This window comes from Sodalis sp. RH14, assembly GCF_047324285.1.
Taxonomy (GTDB): Bacteria; Pseudomonadota; Gammaproteobacteria; order Enterobacterales; family Enterobacteriaceae; genus Acerihabitans.
In genome coordinates, this window is record NZ_CP178739.1 from 3194988 (window position 1) to 3216295 (window position 21308).

Consider the following 21308-nt stretch of genomic DNA (forward strand, 5'->3'; position numbering starts at 1 on the left):
CATATGTCGCTGTTGGCAATGTATTTTCTGAAGCGATAGCGGCGCTTTTGCTTGGATAGAGTTTGGCGTCGGGATAGGATTGACGGTTATGGGATGCAACGCGTATGGAAAAAAGCAGCTGGCACAGCGAAAAGCAGGTCATACAGACATGGAGTCATGCAGTAAGGCGTGAGAGCCGTCATGTAATAAGGCAGTAAGGCATTCATCATTCAGTTTTAAGTTTTAATAGTAAGCATTAGCCATTAGCCATTAGCCATTAGCCATTAGCCATTAGCCATTAGCCATTAGCCATTAGCCATTAGCCATTAGATTGTAGACTTTAGCCCAAATTGGATGCTGATATTTTTCCCGGTAAACGCATACCGCTGAGAACCCTAAAACATTAATTTACTCACAGACGATGGTGTTGACGTGGTGCCGGCATAGAGTGCGCCGGCGGCGCGCATCGCGGCTGGATGAGCCGCCGGGAGCGGCGAAAGCAAAGGGCGCGCCGGGAGCGCGTCCCGTGCGGTCCAAAAGACGGGATGGGTGATGCCGGGAACCGCGCAGCGGCGCACGGTCTGCCGGACGCGCGGAAGTCAAGAAGGGTGGCGCGAACCACCCTTCTTGTCGCTTGCCGGCACCGGGCAAGACATAAAACAACCTAACGCACGGCAAGCGAAACCCTCGCCGCAGCGGTATAAGTCTCCCCCAACCACCAGCGAAACCCTCGCCGCAGCGGCATAAGTCTCCCCCAACCACCAGCGAAACCCTCGCCGCAGCGGCATAAGTCTCCCCCAACCACCAGCGAAACCCTCGCCGCAGCGGCATAAGTCTCCCCCCAACCACCAGCGAAACCCTCGCCGCAGCGGCATAAGTCTCTCCCACAAACGCCAGCAAAACCTCCGCCAAGGCGACGCAAACCGCCGGCGAAATCCTCTCCGCGGCGACATAAACGTGGCGACATCCATCCGGCGCTCCAAAATCACCAGACCATATCATTGGTACGCCCGCTGGCACCCTGCTGGCGAAAAGTGGGTTTTATTCCCGATTATTGCGCCAGTTGGCTCACATCCACCTTAATGCAGGAGCACGCATGCCGAAAACTGCCCTGCAGTATCGGCCGCGTCACCGCGCACGCCTCGCCGGCAATCGGGCACCGGGTACGGAACACACACCCCGACGGCGGATTGATCGGCGACGGCAAATCCCCTTCCAGCAGTTGAATGGCCTTATTACGTTCCTTATCCGGATCCGGTATCGGCACCGCCGACATCAACGCCTTGGTGTAGGGATGCTGAGGATTATGATACACCTGATCATACGTACCCAACTCCACCGCGTGGCCCAGGTACATCACCAGCACCCGATCGGAAATATGCTTCACCACCGCCAGATCGTGGGCGATAAAGATCAGCGACAGCCCCATCTCACGCTGCAGCTGCTGCAATAAATTCACCACCTGCGCCTGGATCGACACGTCCAGCGCCGACACCGGCTCGTCGCAAATCACCAGCTTGGGTTCAAGTATCAGCGCGCGGGCGATGCCGATACGCTGACACTGCCCGCCGGAAAACTCATGCGGATACCGATTGATAAGATTCGGCAACAGCCCCACCTTCAGCATCATGTTGCGCACCTTGTCTTTCACCAACTGGCGCGGCATCTTCGGATGATAGGTATGCAACGGCTCGGCGATGATATCGCCGATGGTCATGCGCGGATTAAGCGAGGCCAGCGGGTCCTGGAAAATCATCTGGATATCGTTACGCGTCTCGCGCCACTCATCGCTGCTCATCCCCTGCAATTCCTTGCCCAGCCAGGCGATACGCCCGCTGGTGGATTTCACCAGGCCAATCAGCGCCCGGGCAAAGGTCGATTTGCCACAGCCCGACTCGCCCACCACCCCCAGCGTTTCTCCCTCGTACAGCCGCAGGGACACGCCGTCGACCGCCTTTAGGCTCTTGGCCGGTTGCCAGAACCACTGTTTATCGCCTTTCACCTCGAAATACACTTTCAGGTTTTCGACATCCAGCAGCACCTTTTTATGTTCGTCCATGGCATTCATACCAATTCCTCCAGGGGCTTATAGCAGGCGCGCAGACGCTCCGTGGCGAACCGCTCAAGGGGCGGCATGTTGACGCAGATATCCATGGCGTAAGGACAGCGCGGCTGGAACGGACAGCCCTCCGGCAAACGCAGCAGATTGGGCGGATTGCCGGGAATGGTCACCATCATGGTGGAACCGTCGGCATCCAGCCGTGGCACCGCCGACAGCAGGCCGATGGAATAAGGATGGCTGGGCTGGTAAAAAATATCGCGCGCCGTACCGTATTCCATGGTACGGCCCGCGTACATCACCAGCACGCGATCGCAGATGCCGGCCACCACACCCAAATCGTGGGTAATCATAATGATGGCGGTGTTAAACTCGCGTTTCAGATCGTTTAGCAAGGTCATGATCTGCGCCTGGACGGTGACATCCAGCGCGGTGGTGGGCTCATCGGCTATCAGCAGTTTCGGCCGGCACAGCAGCGCCATGGCGATCATCACCCGCTGACGCATGCCGCCGGAAAACTCATGGGGATACATCCGCATCCGCTTGCGCGCCTCGGGCATTTTTACCGCGTCGAGCATACGCACCGACTCTTCAAACGCCTCATGCTTGCTGATTTTTTTATGCATCAACAGTACTTCAATCAGCTGTTCGCCCACCCGCATATAAGGATTAAGCGACGTCATCGGATCCTGGAAAATCATCGAGATTTCCGAGGCGCGTAGTTTGTTCAGCTGCTTCTCCGGCAGGTTGAGAATTTCACGGCCATTAAAGGCGGCGGAGCCCTCAATACGCCCGTTGGCGGCCAGCAGTCCCATCAGGGCAAACGCGGTCTGAGACTTACCCGAGCCGGACTCGCCGACAATACCCAGCGTTTCCCCGGCCCGCAGGGTAAAGTTCAGGTCGTTAACCGCGGTCACATCGCCGTCGGCGGTGGCGAAGGTCACGCGCAAATCCTTAACGGTCAGCAATGCCGGCGCGGACGCTGCCGACGCCAGGGAGGGCGTCGGCGTTTTTGGGTCGATTATGCTCATCACGGCACTCCTTAACGATCTTTCGGGTCGAGGGCATCACGCAGGCCATCGCCGATAAAATTAAAACAAAACAGCGTCACCACCAGGAAAAAGGCGGGAAACATCAGCAGCCAGGGCGACACTTCCATGGAATTGGCGCCGTCGCTTAACAAGGCGCCCCAGCTGCTCAGCGGCTCCTGCGTGCCCAGCCCCAGGAAACTGAGGAACGACTCGAACAGGATCATGCTCGGCACCAGCAGGGACGCATAAACCACCACCACGCCCAGCACGTTGGGGACGATATGGCGCAGGATAATATTGCGGGTACGCACCCCGCTGACCACCGCGGCCTCGATAAACTCCTTGCGTTTCAGCCCCAGGGTCTGGCCGCGCACGATACGCGCCATATCCAGCCAGGACACCATGCCGATGGCGATAAAGATCAAAAAGATATTGCGGCCGAAAAAAGTCACCAGCAGGATAACGAAAAACATAAACGGAAAAGAGTTGAGGATTTCCAGCAGGCGCATCATCACCGAGTCGGTTTTACCGCCGAGATAGCCGGACAGCGCACCGTAAAGCGTGCCCAGGATCACCGCCACCAGCGCGGCGGCGACGCCGACCATCAAGGAAATCCGTCCGCCGATGGCCACGCGCACCAGCAGATCGCGGCCGGAGGAATCGGTGCCGAAATAATGCGCGGATTCCATACTCGGCGCGGCCGACATCATGGCAAAGTCGGTATCGTCGTAACTGAATTGCGCCAGGGAAGGCGCCAGGGCGACAAACACCACGATCAGCGCCAGAACGATAAGGCTGGTTAGCGCGGCCTTGTTATGGATAAAACGCCGGCGGGCGTCCTGCCAAAGGCTACGGCCTTCCACTTGCAGCGTTTCGCTGAGTTTCTCCAGAGCCTCGCTATTTTTGTTACCAATCATCATGTGCGTGCTCCAGCTTAATAACGTATTTTCGGGTCGATAACCGCGTACAGCACATCGACAATCGCATTAAATAAAATCGTCAGCGCCCCGACCAGGATGGTCAGGCTTAACACCAGCGAATAATCACGGTTCAGCGCGCCGTTGACAAACAGCTGGCCGATCCCCGGCAGTCCGAAGATGGTTTCTATTACCATGGAGCCGGTAATGATACCGACAAACGCCGGTCCCATATAAGAAATGACCGGCAGCAGCGCGGGTTTGAGGGCGTGGCTGAAAATAATGCGCCGCATGGGCAGTCCCTTGGCCCGGGCGGTGCGGATAAAGTTGGAGTGCAGCACCTCAATCATCGAGCCACGGGTGATACGGGCGATGCTGGCGATATAGGCCAGCGACAGGGCAATCATCGGCAGCAGCACAAACCTGGGCGCGCCGCCGTTCCAGCCGCCGCCCGGCAGCCATTTAAGCGTAATGGCGAAGATAAGCACCAGCAGCGGCGCCACCACAAAGCTGGGTATGACGACGCCGGTCATGGCAAAACCCATGGCCAGGTAATCCCATTTGGTATTTTGCCGCAGCGCCGCCATGACGCCGGCGAATACCCCCACCACCATCGCCAGTATAAACGCCGCCAGGCCTAGCTTGGCCGAGACGGGAAAAGAATTGGCCACCAAATCGTTAACCGAATAGTCTTTATATTTGAACGACGGGCCGAAATCACCGTGCGCCAGTTGGACCAGATACGCGCCGTACTGCTTTATCATCGGATCGTTGAGATGGTACCTGGCTTCGATGTTGGCCATCACTTCCGGCGGCAGGCCGCGCTCGCCGGTAAACGGACTCCCGGGCGCCAGCCGCATCATGAAAAATGAAATGGTGATCAATATGAATAGCGTCGGAATCGCTTCAAGCAACCGGCGGATAATAAACTTTAACATGCCCAATACCTATAACGTGCATTTATTCAAATCGTTCACTTGAACAGGAAAAACAGGGCACGGCCCGTGAAGACCCTGCCCTGTTGTCATCCATTACGCCTGGTTAATGTTTGATGATGTAAAGGTCTTTTACATACACATTATCCAGCGGATCTTTACCGGTATATCCACCAACATAAGGTTTCACCAGCCGGGCGTTCACATAGTAATACACCGGAACGATGGCGGAATCCTTATCCAGTTGCTGTTCAGCCTGCTGATACAAGGTTGTGCGCGCATCATCGCTCTTGGCGTCGACGGCGTCGGCAATCAGTTTATCAAAGGCCGGGCTGGAGTAATGGGCGGTATTGCTCGAACCATTGGTCAGCATAATGTTCAGGAAGGTGGTGGGTTCGTTGTAATCGGCACACCAGCCGGCGCGGGATACATCAAAGGTCCCCTGGTGACGGGTATCGAGGAAGGTTTTCCATTCCTGGTTTACCAACTTGACTTCCACGCCCAGGTTCTTTTTCCATATCGACGCAACGGCAATCGCCAGTTTCTTATGCAGATCGGAGGTATTGTACAATAAATCGAAGGTCAGCGGCTTATCCTTGGTGTAGCCGGCCTGCTCCAGCAGCTTACGCGCTTCGGCATTACGTTTGTCCTGGCTCCAGCCAAACCACTCCGGCGGGGTCAGCTTGGCGCCGTCGGTATACGGAGGCGTAAAACCAAAGGCGGGCAAGTCGCCCTGGGCTTTGACCTTGTTAACGATAATATCGCGATCCAGCGCCAGTTTCAGCGCGGTGCGCACGCGCACATCGGTAAAGGGCGCCTTTTGGTTATTGATTTCATAATAATAGGTACACAGATACGGATCGACATGCACTTCTTTCGGGATTTCGCGTTTCAGCTTCTGGAATAATTCGATCGGCAGATTGTTATAGGTCATATCGGATTCGCCGGCGCGATAGCGGTTCACGTCGGTTACTTCCGAGGAAATCGGCAGGTAGGTCACCTGGTTGATCACCGTCTTGGCATTATTCCAATAGGACGGGCTACGCTCCAGCACCAGACGCTCGTTGACGACCCAATCCTTTACTTTATACGCGCCGTTGCCGACCCAATTGGCGGGCTGGGTCCATTTTTCACCAAACTGCTCCACCACCTTTTGCGGCACCGGCGACATGGCGGGGTTGCTCAGTAATTTAGGAAAATAAGGCACCGGCTGGCTCAGGGTCACTTCCAGCGTCTTATCGTCCACGGCCTTAACGCCCAGGGTATCGGGTTTCATTTTGCCGGCAATGATTTCATCGATATTCACGATATGGGCGTACTGCGGATAGCTTTCATACGGCGACGCGGTCTGCGGGTCGGCCAGGCGACGCCAGCTATAGACAAAATCCTGCGCCGTCACCGGATCGCCGTTGGACCATTTGGCGTCTTTGCGCAGATGGAAGATCCAGACTTTCGAGTCCTTGGTCTCCCAGCTTTCGGCGGCGCCCGGCTGCGTATGGCCGTACAGGTCGTTAATGGTCAGCCCTTCCAGCACATCGCGGTTGATATTGGATTCCGGCACCCCTTCTATCTTATGGGGATCGAGGGACTGTATTTCGGCGCCGTTGCCGCGCACCAATTCCTGTTTGTCGCTAAGCTGCACGCCGGCGGGAACGTCCGCGGCGAAAGAGGATCCTACCGACACGACGCCCAGTGCGGCAATGATGCCCGCCGCCAGCAGTGTCTTTTTCGTGATGTTGGTCATTATCAGTGCACTCCAGTTTTTTATTATTGCGTGGCCCCGGCTTTGCGGCACGCAGGTTCCCGTTAAACGGGTATGACAACTCCCACGCCAATTATGGTGAACGAAACCACAAGGCAAAGAAGCGGTATTCCTTATTGGTGAAGGCTATAAAGGAAACAAGCCGGCGCGGCGCCGGCAAAAACAGCAATCGGGTGGGACACAGGCCTGGCAAGAAGTTATTTACAGTTATCATGGCATCAAAAAATATCAGCCTTACATGGAAAAATAATTATTATTTAATCATTTGTTACATAAAAACACATAAGGTCAATTTATGGCCTGTAAAGAGAATAAACGCCTAATGATGCGTGAATAAACACTAATAACATCTGAGTAGCATTGTGACAAGACCCTTTGCCGCTTAGGCTGAAAAAAAATCCGGAAAATTCCGATAAAACCCGCTATCGTTTTGAAATAAAGCACGATTAATTTCCCATTATGCCGACAAAATCCCATTGCGCAGTTAATATACGCTGATGCTTTATGGTGCATTTTGGCCAATTCCGTGCATGTTTTGTCCTATTTTGATGCTGACCGTTATGAGCATCGCTGCGCGGGGTTAGGCAGGCAATGTTAAGGTGGATTTTTCTGGCGGCCTGCCGTTTTGCTTTCTCCCCCGGCGGTAAATCGCTATTTGGGGCGAATTTTGCAGCCAGTTTGTTAATTAATTGTAATCGTATTTATCCCGACATTTCATCGGTTAACGTAATTAAGGCACCTGTGTAACTTTTGCGGCTACCCCTCCCTGCTGAATGGAGTCAGCATGCATAATTTGTGATATGTATCACATATAACTGCGGTAATACTCTTTAAGATCCCTTTAACGCAAAGCCGGGTAAGCATAAAAAAGCGGCAATTTAACTGAATTTTTTGTTAAAGTAGGTGATTGAAGAAACTCATTAAGTAAAAAGCTCATTGTGCCAATGCATATCCCTGATTGGGCAGATAGACTAACTGATATAATATTAGTCATATATATCTTTGTGGGCGAGGCGGGCAGGCTTTTTACTTAAAGAGTTTAACAATCTAACCCAAAATTTTAACATTTATTAGGAGAGCATTATGGCTGTTACTAATGTCGCTGAACTTAATACGCTGGTAGAACGCGTCAAAAAAGCCCAGCGCGAATATGCCAATTTTACCCAGGAGCAGGTGGATAAAATTTTCCGCGCCGCCGCCCTGGCCGCCGCCGATGCGCGCATCCCCCTCGCCAAGATGGCCGTAGCCGAATCCGGTATGGGCATCGTCGAAGATAAAGTGATTAAAAACCATTTTGCCTCCGAATATATTTACAACGCCTATAAAGATGAAAAAACCTGCGGCATCCTGGCCCAGGACGATACGTTCGGCACTATCACCATCGCCGAACCCATCGGTATCATCTGCGGTATCGTGCCTACCACCAACCCGACATCGACGGCTATCTTCAAGGCGTTAATCTGTCTGAAGACCCGCAACGGCATCATTTTCTCGCCGCATCCGCGCGCCAAGAACGCCACCAACCGCGCGGCGGAAATCGTGCTTAAGGCCGCTGTCGCCGCCGGTGCGCCGAAAGACATCATCGGCTGGATAGACGAGCCGACCGTGGAATTATCCAACCAGCTTATGCATCATCCGCTGGTCAACCTGATCCTCGCCACCGGTGGTCCGGGCATGGTCAAGGCCGCCTACAGCTCCGGCAAGCCTGCCATCGGCGTCGGCGCCGGCAACACCCCGGTCGTGGTGGATGAAACCGCGGACATCAAACGCGTGGTAGCCTCCATCCTGATGTCGAAGACCTTCGATAACGGCGTCATCTGCGCCTCCGAACAGTCGGTTATCGTGGTCGACGAAATCTATGACGCCGTACGCGAACGTTTCGCCAGCCATGGCGGCTATATGCTGCGCGGCGAGGAACTGAAAGCCGTTCAGGGCATCATCCTGAAAAACGGCGCGCTTAACGCGGCCATTGTCGGCCAGGCGGCATCGAAGATTGCCGATATGGCCGGCATCAAAGTGCCGGGCAACACCAAGGTGCTGATCGGTGAAGTGACCGTCGTGGACGACTCAGAACCCTTCGCCCATGAAAAACTGTCGCCGATGCTGGCCATGTACCGCGCCAAGAATTTCGAAGACGCCGTGATCAAAGCGGAAAAATTGGTGGAGATGGGCGGCATCGGCCATACCTCTTGTCTGTACACCGACCAGGATAACCAGCCTGAACGCGTGAATTTTTTCGGCGACAAGATGAAGACCGCGCGTATCCTGATCAACACCCCGGCCTCCCAAGGGGGTATCGGCGACCTCTATAACTTCAAGCTGGCGCCGTCCCTGACGCTGGGTTGTGGTTCCTGGGGCGGGAACTCGATCTCCGAGAACGTCGGGGTCAAGCATCTCATCAACAAGAAAACCGTGGCCAAGCGAGCTGAAAATATGATGTGGCATAAGCTTCCTAAATCCATCTATTTCCGTCGTGGTTCATTGCCGATCGCCCTGGACGAAGTGGCCAGCGACGGCGCAAAACGCGCCTTTATCGTCACCGACCGCTATCTGTTCAACAACGGCTATGCCGACCAGATTACCTCGGTGCTGAAAAACCACGGCATTGAAACCGAAGTGTTCTTCGAGGTTGAGGCCGATCCGACCCTGAGCATCGTGCGCAAGGGCGCCGAGCAGATGATGTCGTTTAAACCCGATGTCATCATTGCCCTCGGCGGCGGCTCGCCGATGGATGCCGCCAAGATCATGTGGGTGATGTACGAACATCCGGGCACCCCGTTCGAAGAGCTGGCGCTGCGCTTTATGGATATCCGTAAACGTATCTACAAGTTCCCGAAAATGGGCGTAAAAGCCAGGATGATTGCGGTTACCACCACCTCGGGCACCGGTTCGGAAGTTACACCGTTCGCCGTGGTCACCGATGACGCCACCGGCCAGAAATACCCGCTGGCGGATTATGCCCTGGTGCCGGATATGGCGATTGTCGACGCCAACCTGGTGATGAACATGCCTAAATCCCTGTGCGCCTTCGGCGGCCTGGATGCGGTAACCCATGCGCTGGAAGCCTATGTGTCCATTATGGCCACCGAGTTTTCCGATGGCCAGGCGCTGCAGGCCATTAAGCTGCTTAAAGAATACCTGCCGGCCAGCTATCATGAAGGCGCCAAGAACCCGGTGGCCCGTGAACGCGTGCATAACGCCGCCACCATCGCCGGTATTGCGTTTGCCAACGCCTTCCTCGGCGTATGTCACTCCATGGCCCATAAACTGGGGTCGGAATTCCACATTCCCCATGGCCTGGCCAATGCTATGCTGATCTCCAACGTGATCCGCTACAACGCCAACGACAACCCGACCAAGCAGGCCGCGTTCAGTCAGTACGACCGTCCGCAGGCACGCCGTCGCTACGCCGAAGTGGCGGACCATCTGGGCCTGAGCAAACCGGGCGACCGTACCGCGCAGAAGATCGAGAATCTGCTCGCCTGGCTTGACGAAATCAAGGCAGACCTGGGCATCCCGACCTCTATTCGCGAAGCCGGCGTGCTGGAAGCAGACTTCCTGGCAAAAGTCGACAAGCTGTCGGAAGATGCGTTCGATGACCAATGTACCGGCGCCAACCCGCGTTATCCGCTGATTGCCGAACTTAAGCAAATCCTGATGGATACCTACTATGGCCGTAAATTCGTCGAACCCTTTGAAAACGCCGTCGCGGCGGCCAATGCGCCCGCCCCTGTCGGTAATATCAAAGCGACGATAAATGACGTCGTGAAATCCGAGAAGAAAGGCAAGAAAGTCACCAGCTGATACTGCTGATGCCTGTTAGTCCCCCGTTCCGGCGGGGGAAACGCCAAAAAGCCCCGTAAGGGGCTTTTTTGTGTCCGCAGCGCTATCACTACGCCCCCGCCTGGGGATGCGCGCTACGGCCCGCCTGGGCCGTTTAACGCGCTATCGCAACGCCAGCGCCGTACGGGGTATTCATAACTCCGGGTGCCCTTGCCTGCCTTTAGCCGTCCCCGGCGCGTCCCACCGCCCAGTCCTCAATACCGTTCCCGGCTTTCGCCGGCAACGCCGCCACTCGTAGACAAAGACCGCTGAAGGCCCCTAAAGGCCCCGACACGGGATTCCCGGGCCTGGGCGCGGCCGACGCCCAGGCCCGGTCATTGGCAGCCGCTGCGCGCCGCCTGGGCGGTTTAAGCGCGCGGGCTGCCTGCCTGGCGGATTCGCCGCCGGTCGGGACCGGCGCGAACCTAAGCCGACGGCGTCAGGCGCGTGTAACCTGGCACGGACACATCCTGTTCCAGCGCCTGTTTGTAATGTTTGCGGCAAACGGAGACATAACGCTCATCCCCGCCGATAACCACTTGTTGCCCATCATGCACGGGCTTGCCCTCGTCATTTAGCCGCAATACCCGGTTCGCCTTGCGACCGCAATAACAGATAGTTTTCAGTTCAATCAATTTATCCGCCCAGGCAAGAAGATATTGACTGCCGGGAAACAATTCCGCGCGAAAATCCGTTCTTAAGCCGTAGCAGAGCACCGGAATATCGAGCTGGTCCACGACATCGGACAACCCGTTAACCTGTTCCCGGGTTAAAAACTGGCTTTCGTCGACTAACACGCAGTGCAACGGCTCAAGCTGATGCGCCTGCGTGATGACGGCCAGTAAATCGGTATCGGGGCGGTATAGCTCGGCCGGCGAGGAAAGGCCGATACGGGAACGGACCTGCCCGCGCGCGAAGCGATTATCTATTTCCGCGGTAAATACCAGCGTACGCATGCCCCGTTCCTGATAATTATAGGAAGATTGCAGCAGCGCCGTCGATTTACCCGCATTCATCGCAGAATAATAAAAATATAGTTGAGCCATCAGCCCCATACCCCGGTGAAAAATCATGACATAATTAATATGACCATAAGTGTATCATATTCTTTAACACAAAGGCCCACCCCGCCCCGCGTCGGATTCACTCCCCCCGCCCTGCGCGGCGGTTGGCCGGGCCGGGTCTAATAAGGCGCCCCCGCCGCGATGAATAAAAATAGTGTAATTTTATTGAATCATTTACAGGCTACTTTACCATTCACCCTCCGGTCATTTGCCAGGCGCGCTTACCCCGGCGCCAGGTCGGACCTTCATTAACCGGCGGAGGTTAATGGGGGGCTTATAACCCTGCTATTTCCCCCTGATATAAACATGGCTCATAATGAAACGTCTTGTGCAATATGCGCTCCATAAAGTGCAGTAGGGGAAAAACGCAACATGGCGAATCAATTTGTCGTTACTCGCCCCAAGCCTTATATTTACTGTCGTTTGGCTGCGGTGGTTTAAAAAAAAGATTATTTTTTACTTTACTTACAAACTAGCTATTGCAGAAAAGAAACTACCGCTCTATTATTACCCCGACGCCCCATTTATATTATTCGAGATTAGGACAATGAGCGAAGCACTTAAAATTCTTAACAACATCCGAACTCTGCGTGCGCAAGCGAGAGAATGTACCCTGGAGACTCTGGAAGAAATGCTGGAGAAACTTGAGGTCGTTGTCAACGAACGCCGTGAGGAAGACAGCCAAGCACAGGCTGAAATCGAAGAACGCACCCGCAAATTACAGCAATATCGTGAAATGCTGATTGCCGACGGTATCGATCCGAATGAATTGCTGCAAACCATGAGCGCTTCTAAAGCAACGGGTAAAACCAAGCGTGCGGCACGTCCGGCTAAATATCAGTACACCGATGAAAACGGTGAAATCAAAACCTGGACCGGCCAAGGCCGTACGCCTGCCGTCATCAAGAAGTCTATTGAAGATGAAGGCAAGACGCTGGACGATTTCCTGCTTTAATCCAAATTACCGCTATTATAAATACCCGTTTGAATACTCAGCGGGTGTTTTTTTTACCGGTAAGCAAACCTCAGCTCATAATGTGCATAAATTATGAGCAGCATTATTAGCATAAGAAACATTTGGCGTTCGATCCGGGTGCCAGGCAATTTGTCCTTTACTGCCGCCGCCGGTGGAGTGATTAACCGTTAGCGGGCAGCGCTCACAAAAAGGCGACCTGAAGGTCGCCTTTTTGACATTAATCGCAACATCCCCCTAAAGTCATTGGTGATAATAATCACGATACCAATTGACAAAATGTTGTATTCCTTCCGCTACCTCCGTCTGCGGTTTAAAACCAATGGCTGCGTACAACGCCGCGGTATCCGCGCTGGTTTCAAGCACATCGCCGGGCTGCATCGGCAATAAATTCATCTCGGCCTTAATGCCCAGCGCATTTTCCAGCGCCTTGATGTATTCCATCAATTGGACCGGTTGACTATTGCCGATATTATATACGCGATACGGCGCGGAACTGGTGGCGGGAGACCCGGTTTCCACCGTCCATTGGCTGTCCGCCGTGGGAATGACATCCTGCAAACGGATAATGGCTTCCGCGATATCGTCTATATAAGTGAAATCACGCCGCATCTCGCCGCGGTTATACACATCGATAGGTCTGCCGGCAAGCATGGCTTCGGTAAATTTAAACAATGCCATATCCGGCCGGCCCCAGGGGCCGTATACGGTAAAAAAACGCAGACCCGTGGTTGGCAGTTGATAAAGATGTGAATAAGTATGAGACATTAACTCATTGGCTTTTTTCGTCGCCGCGTACAATGACACCGGATGATCCACCGTATCGTCGGTGGAAAACGGCATTTTACGATTGAGGCCATATACCGAGCTGGATGAGGCATAAAGCAAATGCCCGACGCCATTGTGACGGCACCCTTCCAGTATATTCAGATGGCCGATAAGGTTGGAGTCCGCGTACGCCAGGGGGTTTTCCAGCGAATAACGCACTCCCGCCTGCGCGCCCAAATGGATCACGCGTTCGAACCCTTCCCCGGCGAATAGGGACGCCATTCCCTGGCGGTCGGCTAAATCCAGCCGATGAAAGGTAAAGGCGGTGTCGCCCTGCAATTGCAGCAGCCGCGATTGCTTAAGGCGGACGTCGTAATAGTCGTTCAGGTTATCAATGCCGATGACCTGATGGCCGTCAGCAAGCAGGCGCCTGCTGACGTGATAACCAATAAAACCCGCGGCGCCGGTGACCAAAAATTTCATGGGGCCCCTCTTACTTATAAGACGCGAGCGAAGCCCCACGACCTATGGCGTAATACGTGAAACCACGGCTGGCCAGGCGTTCCGGATCGTACAGGTTGCGTCCGTCGAAAATGACCGGCTGCTTTAACGCCGATTTCAGCATATCAAAGTCAGGCGCGCGGAAATTTTGCCATTCGGTACAGATAACCAGGGCATCAGCTCCCTGCAGCGCGGCTTCCTTGGTGCCCATTAGCTTCAGGTCGGCACGGTGGCCGTAGATGCGCTGGGTTTCATCCATCGCTTCCGGGTCAAAAGCCTGTACCTGCGCCCCGGCCTGCCATAGCGCTTCCATTAATACCCGGCTGGAGGCTTCGCGCATATCGTCGGTGTTGGGCTTGAAGGAGAGGCCCCACAAGGCAAACGTTTTGCCCGCGAGATTGTCGCCGAAATGACGCTTGATAAACTGCGGCAGCTTATCCTTTTGCTGGTAGTTAACGTCTTCCACCGCCTGCAGCAGTTTGGGCTGGTAGCCGATATGCTCGGCGGTGCGGATCAGCGCCTGCACGTCTTTAGGGAAGCACGAACCGCCGTAGCCGCATCCAGGGTAGATAAAGTGATAGCCGATACGCGGATCCGAACCAATGCCCTGGCGCACTTTCTCGATATCCGCGCCCAGCAGCTCCGCCAGGTTGGAGATCTCGTTCATAAAGCTGATCTTGGTGGCCAGCATGCAGTTAGCCGCATATTTGGTTAATTCCGCACTGCGGATATCCATCAGGATCATACGGTCATGATTGCGGTTGAACGGTTCGTAAAGTTCACGCAGCAGTTCAACCACGTCATCGTTATCGGTACCGACCACGATACGCTCGGGACGCATACAGTCGGCCACCGCGGCGCCTTCCTTAAGGAACTCGGGATTGGAGACCACGTCGAAAGTCAGCTTGCTGCCGCGCGCCTGTAGGGTTTCCTGCATAACGGCGCGAACTTTATCCGCCGTGCCGACAGGTACGGTGGACTTGTCCAGCACCACTTTATGATCGTCCATATACTGGGCAATGGTCCGGGCCACCGCGGTGACGTATTGCAGATCCGCCGAGCCGTCCTCGTCGGGAGGGGTGCCCACCGCGATAAACTGCATGATGCCGTGGCTAACGCCGGCCTTGGCGTCGGTGGTGAACTGCAGCCGGCCTGATTCGTAGTTCTGCTGCACCAGCGGGGTCAGCCCTGGTTCATAGATGGGGATGTTGCCGTTTTTCAGATTCTCGACTCTACGCGCGTCGACATCGACGCAAAGCACGTCGTGACCCACTTCAGCCAGTACCGCCGCTTGCACCAAACCAACATAACCGATACCAAACACAGTCACTTTCATGTTGAAATTCCTGGTAAAAAAATGCGCTCAAAAAAAAAATCAATCCACGATGGTTTCTTTTAGCCATTGGGTAAATTCTTTGCCCAGGCTTTCATGACGAATGCCATATTCGACGAAGGCTTCCATGTAACCCAGTTTATTGCCGCAGTCGTGGCTCAGCCCCTTCAGGTGATAGGCTTCCACCGTTTCTTTTTCCATCAGCATGGCGATGGCGTCGGTGAGCTGGATTTCATTGCCGGCTCCCGGAGGCGTTTTAGCCAGCAGCGGCCAGATATCGGCGGACAACACATAACGGCCCACCACCGACAGGTTGGACGGCGCGTCCTCGGCGGCGGGTTTTTCCACCACGTTGACCATCGGCGCGCTTTCGCCGGGTTTCAATTCTTTGCCCTGGATATCCACCACGCCGTAGTTGGTTACGTCTTCCACCGGTTCAACCATGATCTGGCTGCGGCCCGTTTCGGCGAAGCGCGCCAGCATTTCGCTGAGATTTTCGGTTTTCAGGTTGGATTCGTATTCGTCGATAATGACGTCCGGCAGGATAACCGCCACCGGTTCGTCGCCCACCAGCGGATGGGCGCACATAACCGCATGTCCCAGCCCTTTCGCCAGGCCCTGGCGCACTTGCATGATGGTGACGTGGGGCGGGCAGATGGCCTGGATTTCAGCCAGCAGCTGGCGCTTAACGCGTTTTTCCAGCATGGCTTCCAGCTCAAAGCTGGTATCAAAATGGTTTTCGATGGAATTTTTAGAAGAATGGGTGACCAGGATAATTTCGTTAATGCCGGCAGCGATACATTCGTTGACAACATATTGAATCAGGGGCTTATCGACTAAAGGTAGCATTTCTTTCGGTATAGCCTTGGTCGCCGGCAACATACGCGTTCCCAAACCGGCCACAGGAATCACCGCTTTTCTTACTTTGGTATTAATTGCAGACATCAACCACCTCTCTCTTATCATCAAGATAATAAATTTTTTTATCTAATTTTAAACCTATCAAGTATATCAGTTTACGAAGAAGGTGCCTGATGAAAGGAGGGGTTTGTGAAGAAATTAGGACAATTACCCATTTTAGAACGGGTTATAAATTAATAACTTGGCTGGTCAAATAAACGGCAACCTGCAACGCATGCCGCAGGATGCGATTATTCCGTGGACAGCATTAACCGTAATCTGCCGCCCGCGCCCCAGACCTGGCACTGCCAGGCGTCGCAATGCTGGCTCACCTGGTTTAAATAGGCGCCGCTCATCGTGCCCAGCGGCACCCCGCTATTGAGCTGGATTTGCTGCTCATTGGCGCTGAGCGTGGCGTTCAACCCCGCCGATACCAGAATCAGGTTATTCAGGCCGCGGTGGTAGTACCCCACCAGCAGGGGAAACTGGCCGTCCAGGTTGGCCTTGCGCAGCAGTTGGTTCACCTGTTTCAACAGGGTGGTAAGCTCCGGCAGGCGATGGGCGCGATTGGCCAGATGCGCCTGCAGCAGCCCGTTAAACAAGGCGCGCAACAGCAAGGCGGCCAAAACGCCTTTTTCCTCCGCCCGGGTCACATCCAGGCAATAGAAGGCCAAATCGTGCTCGGATAAGGCGGCGATATCCAGCACCAGTCCAGGCTGCTCGGCCATGGTAAGCTGCCGGTAGGTCACCCGGCAGCGGGCAATATTCTGCTGCACCGGCGGCTGCAATTGCTTGAGCAGCTTAGCGGCGGCGCCGGGGTGCTGGCTTAAGGCGTCCCAATCCTGGAACAGTTGCTCTTCTTCGTCCACCTGCGAGGTAAACATATCGGGGTAAAGGCAGCCAAGCACGGTTTCCCGCAGACGGACAAAATCATCAAGGGGCTTGAGCAGCACATCCTGCACCCCAAGCCGCAGGACCTTGGCGATATCGGTCATCTGATCGGTACCGGAAACCACCAATACCGGCGTGGCGGCATCCACCGAGCGGAAACGCTCCACAAACGTCAGGCCGTTCATTTCGGCCATTTCAAGATCGCAGATTACCAGGTCCGGTTTAGTGATAGGCAGCATGCTCAGCGCTTCGCCGCCATGGGATGCTTCATGAACAACGGCCCCCAGCGATTGAAGAAATTGCGTCAGTACGGAGCGAAAAACAGCCTCGTCCTCAACAACTAAAATTTGTTTGTTTACTAACGGCTTCGCCATCAAAAACCTCTTTTTCCAATCAGCTTAACAGCGGCTCAAGCAGACCACTTTTACTTTTAAGAAATCTCAGGGGCTGATTAGTGTGTTGCTTATAATTTATGCGTTCCTGCGTTTGAACAGCAATCGGCTACATTGGTTACCGACCTATCCCCTGATACCCCATTCAACAAGCCGGATAACCTTCTCGACGGCGTTAAAATGATGTTGCTTAAGTAAGGAGCGTAGTAGTCATTAGGTAAAAATGCACCCTTTCCGGGCAAAATGATGGCGGTTTCGGCATATTTTGACAAGGATAAATAGCCTTTTCGTTGTAAAACCATATGCTTTTTTGTTCAAAATCATTGATTTTTTGCCTTGGCTTGAGGTATGGCATAAAATAGCGTCTTTACAGTCCGCGCGCCGTACCCGGCGCCGGATCTGACCGGTAGCAATGGTAATACAAGGCGGCTTTGCCGTCGTGACAAGAGGTGTTGTGGATATTCTTTGCCCATGCGATAGCGGCCTGCCTCCGGACCAGTGTTGCGCTGCGTTTATCAGCGGCGCCCGCCCGCCCCGGACGCCGGGCCAGTTAATGCGATCGCGTTATACCGCGTTCACGCAACGTAACGTCGATTACCTGATTGCCACCTGGCATCCGGACTGCGAAGCGGCGCGCTGGCGCGCTGAATTAACCGCCCAATGCGCGGTAACGCAATGGCGCGGGCTTGTGGTCAAGGCGGAATCCGCCGGCCGGGACGCGCAGGAAGGCTATGTTGAATTCATCGCCCGCTTTTTTGATGAGCAGCGGCAGCGGCCGGGCTTTATCCATGAACGTTCACGCTTTGTCCGCATGGACGATCGCTGGTATTATGTCGACGGCCTGCATAAGCAGCCCGCCAGAAACGAGCCCTGCCCCTGCGGCTCGGGTAACAAATACAAGAAGTGTTGTGGACGCTGACCCGGCCGGTTCGTTCCGGTATGCTTTTCATGACATATCATCGGCTTCGACAGGATCAGCAAGTTAATGCAGTCGCAAACTATACAAAGAAAAATTTTACGCACCATTTGCCCGGATGAAAAAGGCCTGATCGCGCAAATCACCAGTATTTGTTTCAGCCATCATTTAAACATCGTGCAAAATAACGAATACGTTGATCATCGCAGCGGGCGTTTTTTTATGCGCACCGAGCTGGAAGGCGTATTTGACGACGCGCGGCTGCTGGCCGACCTAGATCGGGTTTTACCGGCCGGCACGGTGCGCGAGCTGAACCAGGCCGGGCGGCGCCGCATCGTGGTCCTGGTGACCAAGGAGGCGCACTGCCTGGGCGATTTGCTGATGAAAAGCACCTACGGCGGGCTGGATGTGGACATCGCCGCGGTGATCGGTAATCACGAGACGCTGCGCACGCTGGTGGAGCGGTTTGAAATTCCCTTTCATCTGGTCAGCCACGAAGGGTTTACCCGCGAAGAGCACGATGCGCGCATGGCGGAGCAGATCGATGGCTACCACCCTGATTATGTGGTCCTGGCCAAGTATATGCGCGTGCTGACGCCTACGTTTGTGCGCCGCTATCCCAACCAGCTTATCAATATTCACCATTCGTTCCTGCCCGCCTTTATCGGCGCGCGGCCCTATCACCAGGCTTACGAGCGCGGCGTAAAGATCATTGGCGCCACCGCCCATTACGTGAACGATAATCTGGACGAGGGGCCTATTATCAGCCAGGACGTGATTAACGTCGATCATACCTATACCGCGGAGGATATGATGCGCGCCGGCCGCGACGTCGAGAAAAACGTCCTGAGCCGGGCATTGTACCGGGTGTTGGCGCAGCGGGTCTTTGTTTACGGTAACCGCACCATTATCTTGTGAGGGGTTCCAGGGCGGTTTTGCCGCCTTGTGCCGAAAAAAACGGCAAGTGAATCATTTAACGCAAGTTTGTTCTTTACAGTGCCGTCTTATTTGATATGATGCGCCCCGCTTGACCAGATATTCATTTCTGAGCCAGGTGGGGTTCCCGAGCGGCCAAAGGGAGCAGACTGTAAATCTGCCGTCACTGACTTCGAAGGTTCGAATCCTTCCCCCACCACCATCTGCATACGCCGCATACATTCCCACAGCACCCAGGATTACCGACTTCCCGTTGGGGAAGGATGAGAACCTTCGGCCAAGGTTCGAGCCGAGCGCAGCGAGACAACGATGCGCCAGCATCGGCCCGCAGGGTGAGGAGCGCAGCGACGAATATTCCTTCCCCCACCACCATCTGCATACGCCGCATACATTCCCACAGCACCCAGGATTACAGACTTCCCGTTGGGGGGAGGATGAGAACCTTCGACCAAGGTTCGAGCCGAGCGCAGCGAGACAACGATGCGCCAGCATCGGCCCGCAGGGTGAGGAGCGCAGCGACGAATCATCCTTCCCCCACCACCATCTGCATACGCCTCATTATTTCCCACAGCACCCAGGATTACAGACTTCCCGTTGGGGGGAGGATGAGAACCTTCGACCAAGGTTCGAGCCGAGCGCAGCGAGACAACGATGCGCCAGCATCGGCCCGCAGGGTGAGGAGCGCAGCGACGAATATTCCTTCCCCCACCACCATCTTGTATACGCCTCGTTATTTCCCAAAGCACCCAGGATTACCGACTTCCCGTTGGGGGGAGGATGAAACCTTCGCCAGGTTCGCCATCGTTTATAACCGTTTTTTTTTCTGCTACCATCACGTATCACTTCCTTGATGGCGCACAAAATGAAGTTTGTCTCCTTTAACATCAACGGGCTACGGGCCAGGCCCCATCAGCTCGAGGCCATTATCGAGCAGCATCAGCCCGACGTTATCGGCTTGCAGGAAACCAAAGTGCATGACGATATGTTCCCGCTGGAAGAGGTCTCCCGCCACGGCTACCACGTCTATTACCATGGCCAAAAAGGCCACTACGGCGTGGCGCTGCTGTGCCGCGAACAGCCGCTGGCGCTGCGCCGCGGGTTCGCGACGGACGAGGCCGACGCCCAGCGCCGCATTATCATGGCCGATTTCGCTACCCCGAAAGGCATCCTGACGCTGGTCAACGGCTACTTCCCCCAAGGGGAAAGCCGCGATCATCCGGTTAAGTTTCCCGCCAAGCAGCGTTTCTACCAGGATCTGCAACACTACGTTGAACAACACCACAATGCGCAATCCCTGTTGCTGATCATGGGCGATCTGAATATCAGTCCCACCGACCTGGATATCGGCATCGGCGAGGAAAGCCGTAAACGCTGGCTGCGCACCGGCAAATGCTCCTTTTTGCCCGAAGAGCGGGAATGGCTGGGACGTCTGCAGACCTGGGGCCTGGTTGATACCTTCCGCCAGCAATTTCCCGACAGCGCCGACCGGTTCTCCTGGTTCGATTACCGCTCGCGCGGCTTTGATGAAAATCGCGGGCTGCGCATCGACCTGCTGCTGGCGTCGCCGTTGCTGGCGCAGACCTGCACGGCCACCGGCATCGACTATGCTATCCGCGCCATGGAAAAACCGTCCGATCATGCGCCGGTCTGGGCGGATTTCACGCTGTGATTGCGCCGTCCCCGGTCATTGAGGTGGTGGCGGCCATTATCGAGCGCGACGGCCGCATTTTGGTGGCGCGGCGGGATGCCCGACGCGATCAGCCGGGCCTGTGGGAATTTCCCGGCGGCAAACAGGAGGCGGGGGAAAGCCAGCAGCAGGCGCTGCGGCGCGAGTTACAAGAGGAGTTGTCTATCGACGCCCTAATCGGCGCGTATATCGGCAGCGAACGCCTTACGCTGCCCGACCGCCATATCCAGCTGCACGCCTGGCACGTGACGGCTTTTAGCGGCAGGATATCGTTACACTGTCACAGTGAAATTGCCTGGCTTCCACCGGCGGTTGCCGCCACCTATGCGCTGGCGCCCGCGGATGGGCCGCTGTTACAGGCTTTTATACGTATACGCAGGCAATAAGGCGCGCGGCCAACGCCGGGCACAGGTATTTTTATGGCCATGCCGGCAGAAAAAAT

The 21308-nt window shown here is 55.1% G+C and carries 16 protein-coding genes, 1 tRNA gene and 3 other RNA genes; 10 read left to right on the top strand and 10 right to left on the bottom strand.

The genetic code is table 11. The features are described 5' to 3' along the window. Positions 1 to 1030: 1030 nt before the first annotated feature. The 5 genes from oppF to oppA all read right to left on the bottom strand — a co-directional run bounded on the left by oppF (position 1031) and on the right by oppA (position 6665). Positions 1031 to 2047 (bottom strand): murein tripeptide/oligopeptide ABC transporter ATP binding protein OppF, encoded by a 1017-nt coding sequence (gene oppF, locus ACL2XQ_RS14535; RefSeq protein WP_410015243.1) that lies wholly within the window; start codon positions 2045 to 2047, stop codon positions 1031 to 1033. After that, positions 2044 to 3069, bottom strand: a complete 1026-nt coding sequence (locus ACL2XQ_RS14540; protein WP_410015244.1) for an ABC transporter ATP-binding protein — start codon at positions 3067 to 3069, stop codon at positions 2044 to 2046. The genes oppF and ACL2XQ_RS14540 overlap by 4 nt, the downstream gene beginning before the upstream one ends. 11 nt (positions 3070 to 3080) lie before the next feature. After that, positions 3081 to 3989, bottom strand: a complete 909-nt coding sequence (gene oppC / locus ACL2XQ_RS14545; protein WP_410015245.1) for an oligopeptide ABC transporter permease OppC — start codon at positions 3987 to 3989, stop codon at positions 3081 to 3083. Between the two features lie 14 nt (positions 3990 to 4003). Then, on the bottom strand, positions 4004 to 4924 hold the full coding sequence (gene oppB, locus ACL2XQ_RS14550; protein WP_410015246.1) for an oligopeptide ABC transporter permease OppB: 921 nt from the start codon (positions 4922 to 4924) through the stop codon (positions 4004 to 4006). Positions 4925 to 5027: 103 nt separating this feature from the next. Continuing rightward, complete coding sequence (gene oppA, locus ACL2XQ_RS14555) at positions 5028 to 6665, bottom strand: oligopeptide ABC transporter substrate-binding protein OppA (RefSeq protein ID WP_410015247.1); 1638 nt, start codon at positions 6663 to 6665, stop codon at positions 5028 to 5030. 1101 nt (positions 6666 to 7766) lie between these two features. Here oppA and adhE point away from each other — a divergent pair. Continuing rightward, on the top strand, positions 7767 to 10487 hold the full coding sequence (adhE, locus tag ACL2XQ_RS14560; RefSeq protein WP_410015248.1) for a bifunctional acetaldehyde-CoA/alcohol dehydrogenase: 2721 nt from the start codon (positions 7767 to 7769) through the stop codon (positions 10485 to 10487). A gap of 443 nt (positions 10488 to 10930) precedes the next feature. Here adhE and ACL2XQ_RS14565 read toward each other — a convergent pair whose 3' ends face one another. Further along, on the bottom strand, positions 10931 to 11551 hold the full coding sequence (locus ACL2XQ_RS14565; protein ID WP_410015249.1) for a thymidine kinase: 621 nt from the start codon (positions 11549 to 11551) through the stop codon (positions 10931 to 10933). A gap of 565 nt (positions 11552 to 12116) precedes the next feature. Between ACL2XQ_RS14565 and hns the strand changes: the two genes are divergently transcribed. Next, positions 12117 to 12524, top strand: coding sequence for a histone-like nucleoid-structuring protein H-NS (gene hns / locus ACL2XQ_RS14570; RefSeq protein ID WP_410015250.1), 408 nt, complete (start codon positions 12117 to 12119; stop codon positions 12522 to 12524). A gap of 261 nt (positions 12525 to 12785) precedes the next feature. On the opposite strand, the gene ACL2XQ_RS14575 is transcribed toward hns, so the two are convergent. From ACL2XQ_RS14575 to rssB, 4 genes are all read right to left on the bottom strand, one after another. Continuing rightward, positions 12786 to 13793 (bottom strand): NAD-dependent epimerase, encoded by a 1008-nt coding sequence (locus ACL2XQ_RS14575; RefSeq protein WP_410015251.1) that lies wholly within the window; start codon positions 13791 to 13793, stop codon positions 12786 to 12788. A 10-nt stretch (positions 13794 to 13803) separates the two neighbouring features. Beyond that, positions 13804 to 15147, bottom strand: coding sequence for a UDP-glucose dehydrogenase family protein (locus ACL2XQ_RS14580; protein WP_413722779.1), 1344 nt, complete (start codon positions 15145 to 15147; stop codon positions 13804 to 13806). A gap of 39 nt (positions 15148 to 15186) precedes the next feature. Then, positions 15187 to 16089: a UTP--glucose-1-phosphate uridylyltransferase GalU gene (galU, locus tag ACL2XQ_RS14585; protein WP_410015253.1), complete on the bottom strand. Its 903-nt coding sequence runs from the start codon at positions 16087 to 16089 to the stop codon at positions 15187 to 15189. Positions 16090 to 16295: 206 nt separating this feature from the next. After that, complete coding sequence (rssB, locus tag ACL2XQ_RS14590; RefSeq protein WP_410015254.1) at positions 16296 to 17309, bottom strand: two-component system response regulator RssB; 1014 nt, start codon at positions 17307 to 17309, stop codon at positions 16296 to 16298. 430 nt (positions 17310 to 17739) lie between these two features. Here rssB and ACL2XQ_RS14595 point away from each other — a divergent pair, with 430 nt between their 5' ends. The 8 genes from ACL2XQ_RS14595 to ACL2XQ_RS14630 all read left to right on the top strand — a co-directional run bounded on the left by ACL2XQ_RS14595 (position 17740) and on the right by ACL2XQ_RS14630 (position 21252). Further along, entirely contained in the window at positions 17740 to 18246 is a 507-nt protein-coding gene (locus ACL2XQ_RS14595; protein ID WP_413722777.1) for a YchJ family protein, read from the top strand. A 66-nt stretch (positions 18247 to 18312) separates the two neighbouring features. Next, the gene (gene purU, locus ACL2XQ_RS14600; RefSeq protein ID WP_410015256.1) at positions 18313 to 19161 is read left to right on the top strand and encodes a formyltetrahydrofolate deformylase; all 849 of its coding nucleotides are present in this window, start codon (positions 18313 to 18315) and stop codon (positions 19159 to 19161) included. A 135-nt stretch (positions 19162 to 19296) separates the two neighbouring features. Next, positions 19297 to 19381: transfer RNA gene (locus ACL2XQ_RS14605), tRNA-Tyr, on the top strand. Between the two features lie 40 nt (positions 19382 to 19421). Continuing rightward, positions 19422 to 19551: non-coding RNA, RtT sRNA (locus ACL2XQ_RS14610), on the top strand. A 41-nt stretch (positions 19552 to 19592) separates the two neighbouring features. Continuing rightward, a non-coding RNA gene (locus tag ACL2XQ_RS14615) (RtT sRNA) lies at positions 19593 to 19722 on the top strand. A 41-nt stretch (positions 19723 to 19763) separates the two neighbouring features. Further along, a non-coding RNA gene (locus ACL2XQ_RS14620) (RtT sRNA) lies at positions 19764 to 19893 on the top strand. Between the two features lie 148 nt (positions 19894 to 20041). Further along, positions 20042 to 20848, top strand: a complete 807-nt coding sequence (gene xthA / locus ACL2XQ_RS14625; protein WP_410015257.1) for an exodeoxyribonuclease III — start codon at positions 20042 to 20044, stop codon at positions 20846 to 20848. After that, positions 20848 to 21252, top strand: coding sequence for a pyrimidine (deoxy)nucleoside triphosphate diphosphatase (locus ACL2XQ_RS14630; protein WP_410016556.1), 405 nt, complete (start codon positions 20848 to 20850; stop codon positions 21250 to 21252). The genes xthA and ACL2XQ_RS14630 overlap by 1 nt, the downstream gene beginning before the upstream one ends. Positions 21253 to 21308: the final 56 nt, after the last annotated feature.